The 13,318-nt window shown below is 69.5% G+C and carries 15 protein-coding genes; 8 read left to right on the top strand and 7 right to left on the bottom strand.

Annotated features, from left to right (window positions below; all coding sequences use genetic code 11):
• Positions 1-153: 153 nt before the first annotated feature.
• Positions 154-378 (top strand): glutathione S-transferase family protein, encoded by a 225-nt coding sequence (locus tag Q8K84_RS17385; RefSeq protein WP_370867836.1) that lies wholly within the window; start codon positions 154-156, stop codon positions 376-378.
• A gap of 57 nt (positions 379-435) precedes the next feature.
• Here the strand turns inward: Q8K84_RS17385 and recQ are convergent, their stop codons facing one another.
• Positions 436-2,262 carry a DNA helicase RecQ gene (gene recQ / locus Q8K84_RS05445; protein WP_305281554.1) on the bottom strand — a complete coding sequence of 609 codons (1,827 nt, stop codon included), beginning with the start codon at positions 2,260-2,262 and terminating at the stop codon, positions 436-438.
• Between the two features lie 76 nt (positions 2,263-2,338).
• Positions 2,339-4,078 (bottom strand): amidohydrolase family protein, encoded by a 1,740-nt coding sequence (locus tag Q8K84_RS05440; protein ID WP_305281553.1) that lies wholly within the window; start codon positions 4,076-4,078, stop codon positions 2,339-2,341.
• Positions 4,079-4,228: 150 nt separating this feature from the next.
• Between Q8K84_RS05440 and modA the strand changes: the two genes are divergently transcribed.
• Genes modA through Q8K84_RS05425 form a run of 3 tightly spaced genes read left to right on the top strand, consistent with a single transcriptional unit; the run spans position 4,229 to position 6,448 of the window.
• Positions 4,229-5,038, top strand: a complete 810-nt coding sequence (modA, locus tag Q8K84_RS05435; protein ID WP_305281552.1) for a molybdate ABC transporter substrate-binding protein — start codon at positions 4,229-4,231, stop codon at positions 5,036-5,038.
• A complete protein-coding gene (gene modB / locus Q8K84_RS05430) occupies positions 5,038-5,706 on the top strand; it encodes a molybdate ABC transporter permease subunit (protein WP_305281551.1) in 669 nt (222 codons plus the stop codon). Before modA ends, modB begins: the two co-directional genes overlap by 1 nt.
• Positions 5,699-6,448, top strand: a complete 750-nt coding sequence (locus Q8K84_RS05425; RefSeq protein WP_305281550.1) for an ABC transporter ATP-binding protein — start codon at positions 5,699-5,701, stop codon at positions 6,446-6,448. The genes modB and Q8K84_RS05425 overlap by 8 nt, the downstream gene beginning before the upstream one ends.
• A gap of 3 nt (positions 6,449-6,451) precedes the next feature.
• Here the strand turns inward: Q8K84_RS05425 and Q8K84_RS05420 are convergent, their stop codons facing one another.
• Positions 6,452-6,799 (bottom strand): winged helix-turn-helix domain-containing protein, encoded by a 348-nt coding sequence (locus tag Q8K84_RS05420; RefSeq protein ID WP_305281548.1) that lies wholly within the window; start codon positions 6,797-6,799, stop codon positions 6,452-6,454.
• 168 nt (positions 6,800-6,967) lie between these two features.
• Here Q8K84_RS05420 and Q8K84_RS05415 point away from each other — a divergent pair, with 168 nt between their 5' ends.
• Positions 6,968-7,099: a hypothetical protein gene (locus tag Q8K84_RS05415; RefSeq protein ID WP_305281546.1), complete on the top strand. Its 132-nt coding sequence runs from the start codon at positions 6,968-6,970 to the stop codon at positions 7,097-7,099.
• Positions 7,100-7,114: 15 nt separating this feature from the next.
• Here the strand turns inward: Q8K84_RS05415 and Q8K84_RS05410 are convergent, their stop codons facing one another.
• The gene (locus tag Q8K84_RS05410) at positions 7,115-7,642 is read right to left on the bottom strand and encodes a COG3650 family protein (RefSeq protein WP_305281545.1); all 528 of its coding nucleotides are present in this window, start codon (positions 7,640-7,642) and stop codon (positions 7,115-7,117) included.
• Between the two features lie 47 nt (positions 7,643-7,689).
• On the opposite strand from Q8K84_RS05410, the gene Q8K84_RS05405 reads away from it, so the two are divergent.
• The 3 genes from Q8K84_RS05405 to Q8K84_RS05395 all read left to right on the top strand — a co-directional run bounded on the left by Q8K84_RS05405 (position 7,690) and on the right by Q8K84_RS05395 (position 10,345).
• Positions 7,690-8,832: a DNA cytosine methyltransferase gene (locus Q8K84_RS05405; protein ID WP_305281544.1), complete on the top strand. Its 1,143-nt coding sequence runs from the start codon at positions 7,690-7,692 to the stop codon at positions 8,830-8,832.
• Between the two features lie 75 nt (positions 8,833-8,907).
• Entirely contained in the window at positions 8,908-9,897 is a 990-nt protein-coding gene (cysK, locus tag Q8K84_RS05400) for a cysteine synthase A (protein ID WP_305281543.1), read from the top strand.
• A 19-nt stretch (positions 9,898-9,916) separates the two neighbouring features.
• On the top strand, positions 9,917-10,345 hold the full coding sequence (locus Q8K84_RS05395; protein WP_305281542.1) for a very short patch repair endonuclease: 429 nt from the start codon (positions 9,917-9,919) through the stop codon (positions 10,343-10,345).
• Here Q8K84_RS05395 and Q8K84_RS05390 read toward each other — a convergent pair.
• The 3 genes from Q8K84_RS05390 to Q8K84_RS05380 form a co-directional block, all read right to left on the bottom strand.
• The gene (locus Q8K84_RS05390; protein ID WP_305281541.1) at positions 10,332-10,787 is read right to left on the bottom strand and encodes an OsmC family protein; all 456 of its coding nucleotides are present in this window, start codon (positions 10,785-10,787) and stop codon (positions 10,332-10,334) included. The two genes, Q8K84_RS05395 and Q8K84_RS05390, sit on opposite strands and share 14 nt — an antisense overlap.
• On the bottom strand, positions 10,787-12,574 hold the full coding sequence (locus Q8K84_RS05385) for an acyl-CoA dehydrogenase C-terminal domain-containing protein (RefSeq protein WP_305281539.1): 1,788 nt from the start codon (positions 12,572-12,574) through the stop codon (positions 10,787-10,789). Before Q8K84_RS05385 ends, Q8K84_RS05390 begins: the two co-directional genes overlap by 1 nt.
• Positions 12,575-12,642: 68 nt before the next feature.
• Positions 12,643-13,122: a MerR family DNA-binding transcriptional regulator gene (locus tag Q8K84_RS05380; RefSeq protein WP_305281537.1), complete on the bottom strand. Its 480-nt coding sequence runs from the start codon at positions 13,120-13,122 to the stop codon at positions 12,643-12,645.
• Positions 13,123-13,318 lie beyond the last annotated feature (196 nt).

Here is a 13,318-nt window from a genome sequence, read left to right as displayed (position 1 = left end):
ACCTGCGGCGGCGCTCCGGACCGGTGATCAAACTGACATGGGCCATGCTGTGCAGCTACGAGCGCTCTTAAGGACGTCCTTACGAGCACAGCATCGCCATCCACCTCACCCCGACAAGGCGGCCCCCACCGGAGGCTCACGCTGGAAGTTGCGATGGCGGAGGCTCAGTCGGCGCTCAATCAACTGGACACGGCCCTTGCCCATCAGGATTGGCTCGGCGGATCACGGTTTACGATCGCTGACCTCAATGTGGCGTGCGTCCTCTCCCCGTCACGTTGGGCTCCGCTGCAGCTAGATCAGCATGCTCGAACATATGGTTGGCTGCAGCGCTGCTATGGCCGACCAGCCGCTAGGGCCGTTCGCGAGCGTTTTGCCTGAGCTGCTGGCGCTGCAGGCTATCGGCTCCGGAAGGCGCACAGCTTCTCGCCCCCAACCTCACCCCTCAAGCCCCCGCACGACCGCCAGCACCGCCTCGCCGTAGCGGGCGAGTTTGCCTTCGCCGACGCCGGAGATGGCGCCGAGCGCGCGCTGGGCGGCGGGCCGGGCCTGGGCGATCTCGGCCAGGGTGCGGTCGTGGAAGATCACATAGGGCGGCACGTGCTGGCGGGCGGCCTCTTCGCGGCGCCAGGCGCGCAGGGCTTCGAACAGGCCCTGGTCGGCGGGCGGCAGGGAAAGGTCGCTGGCGCTGGCGCGACGGCGGCCGGCCGTTTTCCGCTCGGCGCCCGGGGCGGCTTTGCGGGTGCGCACCGGCCGCTCGCCGCGATAGACCGCCCGCACGCCGTCGGCCTCGCCGAGCGCGATCAGGGGGCGGTTGTCGTTGGGGTCCTCCCGCAGCAGGCCCTCGAACAAAAGCTGGTCGATCAGGTCGCGCCAGCCGGTGGCGGTGAGCTCCTGGCCGACCCCGAAGGTGGATAGGCCCGCCTCGAACTCGGACGGGTCCTTGGTCTTGCCCAGCAGATGATCCACCAGACGGCCGCGGCCAAACCGCCCGCCCATCCGGTGGACGGCCGACAGCGCCTTCTGGGCGGCCTGGGTGGCGTCGGTGGTCTCCGGCGGGCTGAGGCAGACATCGCACTGGCCGCAGGGCTCCACCCCTTCCTCGCCGAAATAGCGGCGGACGGCGGCGGCCCGGCAGCCGGCGCCCTCCAGCATGGCGTAGAGCTGGCGCACCTTGCGCACCTGCACCTGCTTGACCGCCTCGTCCATCTCCCGGCCGTCGATGCGCCGCAGGGCCCAGGCGAGGTCTGAGGCGCCGTAGAGGGTGATGCCCTCGGCGGGGTCGCCGTCGCGGCCGGCCCGGCCGATTTCCTGCCAATAGGCCTCGATGGAGCCTGGGGGATCGGCGTGAATGACGAAGCGGACGTCGGGCTTGTCGACCCCCATGCCAAAGGCGATGGTCGCCACCATCACCGCGTCCTCGGCCTCCAGGAAGGCTTCGAGGCGGTGGGCGCGGACATGCTTGTCCAGGCCCGCATGATAGGCCTGGGCGTCGACGCCGGCCTGGCGCAGGGCCTCGGCCAACCGCTCGGTCCCGTCGCGGGAGCCGGCATAGACCACACCTGATCGCCCCCGCCGCTCGGCCACCAGCTCCAGCACCCGTTTCTGGGCGGGGCCTGCCTTGCGCTCGGCGAACAGGGCGAGCTCGGGCCGGGCGAAGCTGGCCACGAACTCCAGCGCGTCCCCCAGGCGCAGCTCGGCGCGGATGTCGTCCCGGGTCCGGGCGTCGGCGGTGGCGGTGACCGCCAGGCGCGGCACGTCAGGGAACAGGTCGGCGAGGCGCCCGAGCGTGCGGTAGTCGGGGCGGAAATCGTGGCCCCACTGGCTGACGCAGTGGGCCTCGTCGATGGCGATCAGGGCCAGCGGCGTGCGCCGCAGCCGCTCCATCATATGCGGGGCCATCAGGCCTTCGGGCGACACATAGAGCAGCTTGAGTTCGCCGGCCTCCACACGCCGCCAGGTCTCGGCCCGCTCGGCAGGCTCGATGGCCGAATCCAGGCGGGCGGCCGCCACACCAGACTGCTGCAGGGCGGCGACCTGGTCGGTCATCAGGGCGATGAGGGGCGACACCACCAGGCCAAGGCCCGGCCGCAGCAGGCTGGGGATCTGGTAGCAGAGGCTCTTGCCGCCGCCGGTGGGCAGGACGGCGAGCGCGCTGCGCCCGGCCAGGGCCTCGGTGATCACCTCGCCCTGAAGGCCCCGGAAATCGGTGTGTCCGAAGGTGCGGCGCAGGACCTCCCGCGCCTCGTCGAGCGAAGCGGTCATGGGCGCCTTATGGCGTGCGTCGGCGGACCGGTCGAAGGGAAACGGCGCCGTCGCTGGCCGAATTCGGCTGTCGCCCCTACTCGGCCGCCAGGGCCACGGGAGCGCCTTGTGCGCCGCGCAGCAGCCGGCCGGGCAGGGCGCCCGTGGGCTCGCCATTGCGCTGGGTGACCTCGCCGGCGACGAGGGTGGCCACATAGCCCCGGGCCCGCTGGATCAGCCGCCGCCCACCGGCCGGCAGATCATAGGCCACCCCCGGCGCCTCCAGGGTCAGGTGGTCATAGTCGATGATGTTGAGGTCGGCCCGGTAGCCCGGGGCGATCATGCCGCGGTCGTAGAGACCGACCGCGCGGGCGGTGTCGCGGGTCTGCATCCGCACCATGGCCTCCAGGTCGAACATCGGTCCCCGGGTACGGTCCCGGGTCCAATGGGTCAGGTTCGAGGTCGGGAAGGAGCCGTCGCAGATCATGCCCACATGCGCGCCGCCGTCCGACAGGCCGGGCACCGCGTCGGGATGGCCCAGCATCTCATAGCTGGGGGCGAGCGAGCCCTCGGCATAGTTGAGGAAGGGCAGGTAAAGCATGCCGCGCCCGTCGTTGGACAACAGGTGATCCAGGGCCAGGGCCTCGGGGCTCACCCCGCGCTTCTGGGCCAGGGCGGCGAGGGTCTGGTTGGGCCGCGGCTCATAGTCCGGGACCTCGCCCATCAGGTACATATTGCCCCAGTTTCGGGTGGCGGAGGCGGCGAAACCCGGTTCGATGGCGGCGGCCTCGGCCAGCAGGGCGTTGCGGATCGCAGGATCGCGCAGGCGCGCGGCCCGCTCGGCCAGAGGCAGATGGGCCAGGGCCTTGTAGGTGGCGTGGTGGCTGAACGGATTGAGGGTCAGCTCGAAGCCGAACAGGATTCCCACCGGTCGGCCACAGACCTGGGCCTTCATGGGCAGGCCAGCCCCGGTGGCGTCCGACAGGGCGTCCAACAGCAGCCGCCAAGCCTGGGGCGCCTTGGCGTGCTGGGTCAGCGAAAAGGACAGCGGGCGGCCAGAGGCCTCGACGATCCGCCGCAGCATGGCGAACTCGGCCTCAGGGTCGGCGAAGTCGGACACCACCTGCAGCACGCCCTTGCCGGCCCGGGCCAGGCCCAGGGCGATGCCGGTCAGCTCGTCCTCGCCGGCCGTCAGGGTCGGGGTCGGCTGGCCATCGCTGGTGCGGTGGTTGAGGGTGCGGGAGGTGGAGAAGCCCAGGGCGCCGGCGGCCATGGCCTGTTCGGCCAGGGAAGCCATGGCGGCGATGTCGGCGGGGGTCGCCGGCTCGCGGGCCGCGCCGCGTTCGCCCATCACATAGACCCGCAGCGCCGCATGGGGCAGCTGGGCCCCGATATCGACATCGAACCGGCGCTGTGACAGGGCGTCGAGATAGTCAGGGAAGCTCTCCCAATCCCAGGCCAGACCCTTGGTCAGGACCGGGAAGGGAATGTCCTCCACCCCTTCCATCAGGCGGATTAACCGGTCGTGGTCCTGGGGCCGGCAGGGGGCGAATCCGACGCCGCAATTGCCCATGACCACGGTCGTCACCCCATGCCAGGAGGACGGCTGCATATGGGTGTCCCAGGTCGCCTGGCCGTCATAGTGGGTGTGGATGTCGACGAAACCCGGGGTGACCAGCAGGCCGCGGGCGTCGATCTCCTCGGCGCCTGCGCCGCGGACCTCGCCGACGGCGGCGATCCGCCCGTCCTTGATCGCGATATCGGCCTCATAGACCGGCGCGCCGGCGCCGTCAGCCACGGTCCCGCCGCGCACGACGAGGTCATATGCCCGTTCCAATTCGCCGCCTCCCTGGCGTGGACAGGTCTTGCGCCCGTCCTTGCGACGATTAGCTCCCCGACGAGGCCCCGACGTCAAGCGCGCTGTGAACCCGTGACAGCGGCAGCGGGCGCGCTATATCTGGCGGTATATTTCGACTGGAGCCCAACCTTGCCCCATGGCGTGACCCGACTGGAGGTGCTGCGCGGCATAGCCGCGTTCGGGGCGACCACCGCGACCAGTTGCGCCCCGGCTCAGGACCGGGCCGGCCCCACCGTCGCGGCGGCGGCGGACCTGCAGTTCGCCCTGCCCCAGGTCGTGGAGGCGTTTCAAGCCCAGGGCGGAGCTCCCCTGCGCCTGGTGTTCGGCTCGTCCGGCGCCTTCACCGCCCAGATCGAGCAGGGGGCGCCGTTCGAGATGTTTCTGTCCGCCGACGAGGCCTATGTTCGGCGTCTGGCGCAGGGCGGCCTGACCGACGGCGATGGCCATCCCTACGGCCAAGGGCGGATCGTCCTGTTTGCGCCTGAGGGCTCCACCCTAAAGGTCGACCCCCAGATGGCCGATCTGACTGCGGCCCTGTCCGATGGCCGCCTGCGCAGGTTCGCCATCGCCAATCCCGACCACGCTCCCTATGGCCGCGCCGCCCGTGAGGCCCTGATCCACACTGGCCTGTGGGAAGCCGCCCGGCCCCGGCTGGTGTTGGGCGAGAACGCGGCCCAGGCTGCGCAGTTCGCCGCCAGCGGCTCGGCCCAGGGCGGATTGATCGCCTATTCGCTGGCGCTTTCGCCAGAGTTCGCCCGACGGGGGACCTTTGTGCTGATCCCGGAGTCTTTTCACCGTCCCTTGAACCAGCAGATGGCGCTTCTGCGCGGCGCCGGCGACACGGCCCGGGCCTTCTACGAATTCCTCCAGGGACCCGCGGCCCGTCGCATTCTGGAGCGCTACGGCTTTGTCCTGCCACAGGCGAAGGCGGCGCGGTGATGGACTGGCCGGCCCTTGTCCTGTCCCTGAAGCTGGCGGGCGCGACCACCCTGGTTCTGCTGCCCGTCGGGATTATCCTGGGCCGGGTGCTGGCCTTTCACGACTTTCGCGGCAAGCGCTGGCTGGAGGCGGCCATCACGCTGCCCCTGGTCCTGCCGCCGACGGTGCTCGGCTACTACCTGCTTATCGCCATGGGCGTGGCCAGTCCGGTGGGCCAGGCGTGGCAGGCCCTGACCGGCGACACCCTGGTGTTCAGCTTCTCGGGCCTGCTGATCGCCTCGGTGGTGTTCAACCTGCCGTTCGCCATCCAACCCCTGCAGCGGGCCTTTGAGGGCGTGGGCCAGGATCTGCGCCATGCGGCCTGGGTTGGCGGCCTGTCCACCTTCGCCACCTTCCGCAAGGTCGAGCTGCCGCTGGCCTGGCCAGGGCTGCTCAGCGCCGGGGTCCTGACCTTCACCCACACCCTGGGGGAATTCGGGGTGGTCTTGATGGTCGGCGGGGCCATCCCGGGTGAGACCCGCACCATTGCGGTCAGCATCTATGACCGGGTCCAGGCCTTCGATACGGCGGCGGCCGGGATCATGTCGGCCTTCCTGCTGTTCAGCGCCTTCATCGCCATTGCGGTGGTCTATGGGGTGGGCGCGCGGGCGGTGCGGCTCCGTGGTTGAGGTCTTGGAAGCGCCAGCGCCGGGCGGGTTGCAGGTGCGGCTCCATCAGGCCGGACCGATCCGGCTGGCGGCCGAGTTCAGCTGTGCGCCGGGCGAGCTGCACGCCCTCGTGGGCCCTTCCGGCGCCGGCAAGACCACCGTGCTCAAGGCGATCGCCGGGCTCTATCGCCCCCGGGGCGGCGTCGTCACCTGTGGCTCTGTGGTGTGGTTCGATGCAGAGTCCGGAACCTGGTTGTCCCCCCAGGATCGACGGGTGGGGATGGTGTTTCAGAGCTACGCGCTGTTTCCCCACATGAGCGCCCAGGGCAATGTGGAAACCAGCCTGGCCGCCCGTCCAGGGCCAGAGCGCGCTGAACGAGCGCTCGCCTTGCTGGCCCAGGTGGGGCTGGGCGACAAGGCCCATCGCCGCCCCGCTGATCTCTCCGGCGGCGAGCAGCAGCGGGTGGCGGTGGCGAGGGCTCTGGCCCGCTCGCCGGACGTCCTGCTGCTGGACGAGCCCTTCGCCGCGGTGGACCGGCGCACCCGGCGGCGTCTGCAACAGGACCTGGCGGACCTGAGGACGAGCCTCAATATTCCCATTCTACTGGTCACCCATGACCTGGACGAGGCCCGCGTCCTGGCCGACCAGATGAGCGTGCTGCACCAGGGCCAGATCCTGCAGACGGGGACGCCGGAGGCGGTGATGAGCCGCCCGGCTAGCGACCTGGTGGCCGAGATCCTCGACCTGTCGCCGGGGGGCTGAGGCTCAGTCGGCCTTCGGCCGCAGCGCCGCCTCCAGGACGGCCAGGTCGTCGGCCACAGCTGCGGCGGTCTTGGCCTGCAAGGCGCGATAGCAGGCGACCACATCTTCGCCAAAGGGGGTTAGCCCCGCCGCCCCGCCGCCTCGGCCGCCGAGCTGGGTGACCACCACAGGCTCCAGAAACATGTGGTTCAGTCGGTCGATCAGCAGCCAGGCTCGCCGATAGCTCATACCCATGGCCCGACCCGCCGCAGCGATGGAGCCATGGTCCCGGACCTGCTCCAGCAGGTCGACCTTGCCGGGACCAAGACGCTCACCATTGGCGAAGTCGAACTTCAGGCTGATTTTTGTCACGACCGGGCTCAAGAGCTGGGCGCGCCGATCTGGCCGCGCGGCGGGAGCCTCCCCCAGGCGCAGGGCGGCGGCAAGGGCGGAACCCCCAGTGTTCCTGGCCCGTTCTCTGGGGCGCTCGAACTCCGGGCGACGTTTAAGAAAACGCCCCGGCGTCAGGAATCCTTACCCATGGCTTTGAAAGCCTTTTTCGTTTTGCTGGCCTTGGCCGCCGTGCTGGTGGGCTTCGCCCTGCCAACCCCTGGGACGCCCGCCAAGGCTCCGGAACCGACCCCGCAGATCGCGACCCTCGACATCGGCTGACCTCTGGCGCCGGTCTCATGGAGCTGCGGCGCCCTCCCGGGGCATGGCGTCGGCCTTTCCTGCGCACCCTGACAGGGTCTCATCCCCGCTCTGGACCCGGGCCTGATAGGCGTAGGTCAGGTCCGACATCCCGTCTGAGCAGGGCGCCTGCCACAGGGTGATCATCATGTCGCCGCCGTCGGCGGTCCGAGTGCGCCAGATCGCCTGTTCGCCGTCCAGGCTCGGACCGGGATTGGGCGCCTTGCTCGGGGGCGCGTCGGGACGTTCCAGGGTGATCTCCGTCGTTGCGATCCGCAGGCCCCAGAAGGGCTCGGTTCCCACAGCGCGCATTTCGCCCGCGAACGGACCGGTGGGGGCGGGGGGCTCGGGCGCGACAGCTTGCGGCGGGGTAGGCGCGGGGGTTGGCGCGTCGGCCGGAGCCTCCGCCTGATCCCCGTCTGGCGCTTGGGGCTGGCAGGCGGTGAGACCTAGAATGAGGGCCGGAACGATCAGGGCGTCCCGCAGGCGGGCCGGCGCAGATTTGGCGTTGAAGACGGCGCGCATGACGGGGGTCCTTTCTCGTGGGCCGGGACAGGTTAGACTCCCGTGCCATGAGTCGAAACCATCGCCCCACGTTCTATGAATTCTTCGCCGGCGGCGGCATGGCCAGGCTCGGCCTCGGCGAGGCCTGGGACTGCGCCTTCGCCAATGACTTCGACCCGGTCAAGGCCGGCGCCTATCGCGCCAACTTCTCCGACGCCGAGGCCCATTTCCGCGAGGGCGACGTCTGGAAGCTGGAGGCGTCCGACCTGCCCGGCCAGGCTGACCTGGCCTGGGCCTCCTCGCCTTGCCAGGATTTCAGTCTGGCCGGCGCCCGGGCGGGCCTGGCCGGGGGCCGCTCCTCGGCCTTTTTCGGCTTCTGGAAGCTGGTTCAGGGCTTGAACGCCGAAGGGCGCGCGCCCCGGACCATCGTCATCGAGAATGTGGTCGGCCTGCTGACCTCTCACGGCGGCGCCGACTTCCAGGCCCTGTGTCAGGCCCTGGCCGACGAGGGCTATCACTTTGGCGCCCTGGAGATCGACGCCGCCTGCTTCTTGCCCCAGTCCCGGCCTCGGATCTTTGTGGTGGCGGCCAAGGCTGCGCCGCCTGCGTCGCTGGTCGGGGAAAGCCCGTTCCACAGCCGCGCCCTGATCGAGGCGCAGGGCCGCCTGCCCGCTGAGCTGGCGGCCCGCTGGGTCTGGTGGCGCCTGCCCGCGCCGCCGACACGCAACACCGAGCTCTCCAGCCTGCTTGAGGATGATGGCGCGGTCGCCTGGCGCACGGCGGCCCAGACGCAACTGCTGCTCGACCAGATGTCGCCCCTGCACCGGCGGCGGTTTGACGCCGAACGGGCCGCCAAGGGCCAGGCGGTGGGGGCGGCTTATCGCCGTATCCGCACCGAGAACGGCGTCCGTGTCCAGCGGGCAGAGGTCCGTCTGGACGGCTTGGCCGGCTGCCTGCGCACGCCCACCGGCGGCTCCTCGCGCCAGATGTTGATGATCGCCGACGAGGGGGGCCTGCGTTCGCGCCTGGTGTCGCCGCGGGAGTCCGCCCGGCTGATGGGCCTGCCCGAGACCTATATCCTGCCCGCCTCGGCCAACGCCGCCCTGCATGTGACCGGCGACGGGGTGGCGGTTCCGGCGGTGGCCTGGCTGGCGGAAAACCTTCTCCAGCCGCTGATTGGGGTCGATTCCCGCGCCATCGCCGCCGAATGACCGGCTTACAATTGCGACCTGAACCCCTAAGTTCGCGTTCAAAGGGCACGACACGCGAATTTTGAAGGCAGGTCCATGGACGCCAATTCCGACAAGACCTACGACGCCGAAGGCCTCCGCCGCGCAGGCCGGGGCCGGGTGTACAACTCGATCATCGACACCATGGGCGACACCCCCCTGGTGCGCCTGCCGCGGCTGACCGCGGCGCTGAAGCCCAAGGGCGAGGTGCTGGCCAAGCTGGAATTCTTCAATCCCATCGCCTCGGTGAAGGACCGGATCGGGGTCTCCATGATCGAGGCCCTGGAGGCGCAAGGGATTCTCAAGCCTGGCTCCACCATCGTCGAACCGACCAGCGGCAACACCGGCATCGCGCTCGCCTTTGTGGCCGCGGCCAAGGGCTATCCCCTGACGCTCGTCATGCCCGAGAGCATGTCCATCGAGCGACGCAAGATGCTGGCCCTGATGGGCGCAAAGCTGGAACTGACCCCGGCTGAGCGCGGCATGGCCGGGGCGGTGGCGAGGGCCCGGGAGATTGTCGAGGCGACGCCGGGCGCAGTCATGCCCCAGCAGTTCGATAATGGGGCCAACCCCCTGGTCCACCGGGTCTCGACGGCCGAGGAAATCTGGAACGATACGGACGGCAAGGTGGATGTGGTGATTTCCGGCGTCGGCACCGGCGGAACCATCACCGGCGTCGGCCAGGTGCTGAAGGCCCGCAAGGCCTCGGTGAAGATGATCGCCGTGGAGCCAGAGGCCTCGCCGGTCCTGTCCGGGGGCCAGCCGGGGCCGCACAAGATTCAGGGCATCGGGGCGGGCTTCGTCCCCTCGATCCTCGACCGTAGCGTCATTGATGAAGTGGTCCAGGTGTCCAACGACGACAGCCTCGCCATGGCGCGGCGTGTGGCGCGGGAAGAGGGGATTCCGGTCGGGATCTCGTCTGGCGCGGCCCTGACGGCGGCCTTCCACGTAGCGGCCCGGGATGACATGGCCGGCAAGACCATTGTCGTCATCATCCCGAGCTTCGCCGAACGCTACCTGTCCACCGCCCTGTTCGAGGGCCTTTAGGGATAAAGGGCGGCCGGGCGTGGGCGACGTCTATGACGCGGCCAAGCGCTCGGCCGTCATGCGGCAGGTCAGGGGCTCGGGCACCACGCCCGAACGAACCCTGCGCCGCCTGCTCACCGGGCTCGGCGCCCGCTATCGGCTGAACCGCAGGGACCTCCCCGGCTCGCCCGACATTATCCTGCCCGGCCGGCGCCTCGCCATCTTCGCCCATGGCTGCTTCTGGCATGGGCATGATTGCGCCAGGGGCGCCCGGGTCCCCAAGACCAACCGCGACTACTGGCTGGGCAAGGTCGCCCGCAACCGGACCCGCGACGCCACGGTCGAGGCGGCGTTGGGGGAGGCCGGCTGGCGGGTCGAGCTGGTCTGGGAGTGCGAGATGAAGAACGAGGCGGCTCTGACCGCCCGGCTCGCCACGCTGCTGGAGGCCGCGCCCCTCAGGCGACGGTGACCTCGGTCTTCACCGAGTTGGCGATGTAGCATTCCTCGTGGGCCTCGTGATGCAGGCGCGCCAGGGTCTCGGCGTCCGGTTCAGGCCCGGCCCATTCGATGGTGGGATGCAGGGTGACGCGGGTCACCGCCTGGCGGCCCGGCGCGATCTCGCTCATCACGCCCTCGGCCGCATCGGCATAGGCGGCGACGGAGAAGCCCGCCAGCCGCGCCCGGTGCAGGAAGACCAGCATGTGGCAGGAGGACAGGGCTGCGACCAGCATCTGCTCGGGATCGACCGCGCCTTCCACCGACCACTTGTTGCCCACCACGTGGGGCGAAGCGGTGCCGGCCACCGTCGTGCCGCGGTCAAACCCCAGCTCGTGGCCCCGGCTGTAGCGCCCGGCGGGGAAGTCCTCCCCCGCCGAGAGCCGCCAGGTCACGCTCGCGCGGTAGGTGGCCATCAGAAGGCCTCGGCCGGCAGGCTCATCAGGGTGTCGGCGCCAGTCTTCAGCTTGGCCAGGTGGGACGAGGTTTCCGGCAGGATGCGTTCCACATAGTAGCGGGCCAGCGTCAGGCGGGTGGCATAGTAGGGGTCGGTGTCGCCGGCCGCGATCCTGTCCTGGGCGGCTCTGGCCATCATGGCCCACATATAGGCGAGCGCCGTCAGGCCGAAGAGATGCATGTAGTCGGTGGACGCCGCGCCGGCATGGTCGGGATTGGCCAGGCCGTTGGCCATCAGCCACATGGTGGCGTCCTGCAGCTCTTCCTTGGCCTGGGACAGGCCCTCGATTATCGGGGCCAGGGCCGGGTCATTCTCGTGGGCGCCCACATAGGCGTCGATCTCGGCGAAGAAGCCCATGACCCCGCGCCCCCCCTCGGCGGCCAGCTTGCGGCCCACCAGGTCCAGGGCCTGGACGCCATTGGTGCCTTCATAGATGAGCGCGATGCGGCAATCGCGCATGTACTGGCTGGCGGGGAAATGCTCGGTGAAGCCCGAGCCGCCGTGCACCTGCATGGCGTCCGAACAGACCTTGAAGCCCCGGTCGGTGAGGAAGCCCTTCACCACCGGCGTCATCAGCGCCATGTAGTCCGAGCCCTTCTGGCGCACCGCCTCGTCGGGGCTGCCATGGGCCAGGTCCCCGTGCAGGGCTGTCCAGAACAGGAAGGCGCGGCCGGCCTCGATGACGGACTTGGAGTCCAACAGCATCCGGCGCACATCGGGATGGACGATGATCGGATCGGCGGGGCCCTCAGGGTTCTTCGGTCCAGTGAGCGAGCGGCCCTGCAGGCGGTCCTTGGCGAAGGCCGCGGCGGCCTGATAGGCGGCCTCGGCCTGGGCGACGCCCTGCAGGCCCACCCCGATGCGGGCCTCGTTCATCATCACGAACATCAGGCGCAGGCCCTGGTTTTCCTCGCCGACCAGCCAGCCGACGGACTCCTCGTGCTGGATCACGCAGGTGGCGTTGCCGTGGATGCCCATCTTCTCTTCCAGGCCGGCGCAGAAGACGGTGTTGCGCGCGCCGGGCTTGCCTTCGGCGTCCGGAATGAACTTGGGCACGATGAACAGGCTGATCCCGCGGGTGCCGGCCGGCGCGCCCTCGATCCTGGCCAGGACCAGGTGGATGATGTTGTCGGCCATGTCGTGCTCGCCGCCGGAGATCCAGATCTTCTGACCGGTGATGCGATAGGAGCCGTCACCTTGCGGAACGGCCTTGGTGCGCAGCAGGCCAAGATCGGTGCCGCAGTGGGGCTCGGTGAGGTTCATGGTGCCGCACCACTCGCCCGACGCCAGCTTGGGCAGATAGAGGTCTTTCTGCTCGGGCGAGCCGCCGGTGTGAATGGCCGAATAGGCGCCGTGCGTCAGGCCCGGATACATGGAAAAAGCCATGTTGGCCGAGGACGACATCTCCGAGAATGAAAGGTTGACCACATGGGCCAGGCCCTGGCCCCCATAGGCCTTGTCAGCCCCGATGGCCGGCCAGCCGCCCTCCACCAGGCCCTTATAGGCCGCCTTGAATCCCTCGGGCGTGGTGACCGTATTGTCCGGATGCCAGGTGCAGCCCTGCTTGTCGCCAATGGCGTTCAGCGGGGCCAGGACCTCCCCGGTAAAGCGGCCGGCCTCTTCGACGATCTGGGCCACCAGGTCCATGGAGGCCTCGGAAAAGCCTGGCAGATCTCCGTAGCGCTCGATCTGCAGAACGTCGCGCAGCAGGAAGAGGTGGTCGCGGACGGGGGGCTGGTAGGGCATGGGGACTCCGGTGTCGGCCGGGCCGGTCGCCCGGCCCGGTCAAGGTGTTGCGGTCGAGGTGCGGGGCTCTACTTGGCGCCCACATGCTCCAGGCCATCGAGGCGCTGGCGCAGCATCTGGTCATAGTCGGCCGCCCGGGGCAGCAGGTCGGGACGGGTGGCGATCAGCTTCTGCTCAAGGTTGTTGCAGCCGTTCTTGAGCTCGTTGATCGCCCGGTCGATGTCTTCGCGCTGGCTTTCCAGGGCGACGATGCGCTCCTTGAACTTGCGCAGGGACTTGGCCATCTGGGCCGCGCCGCCGTCGTCCAGGTCGTAGAGGTCGAGGATTTCCCCGATTTCCGCCAGGGACAGGCCGACCCGCTTGCCCTGCAGGATCAGCTTCAGGCGGGCGCGGTCCTTGTAGGAATAGACCCGGTTCATCCCGTCGCGGGCCGGGGTCAGCAGGCCCTTGTCCTCATAGAAGCGCAGGGCGCGCGGGGTGCATTTGAACTCAAGGCAGAGCTGGCGGATCGTATAGGTGCGTTGGGGGCGGCGCAGGTCGGTGGGCATTGTGGCGTCTCCGGTTGAGCCTGGTTTTTGGCGGCTTGTTTCTGGCTGACAGCGTAAGTGGCATCTTACGTCAACGTCAAGGCAAGCCCCCTGCGCGAAGACGAGGCGCCAGACGATTTCAGCCTGAGGTTTCACCCTCTTTCGTGGACGGCCCGCGCAAGGCCGCCCTAGGCTGCCGCCCAGTCAAACCGGGGGC

It is taken from the genome of Phenylobacterium sp. (assembly GCF_030679875.1).
GTDB lineage: Bacteria > Pseudomonadota > Alphaproteobacteria > Caulobacterales > Caulobacteraceae > Phenylobacterium.
Note: the sequence above shows the minus strand (reverse complement) of the source record. Positions and strands in the feature narration are given on the sequence as shown.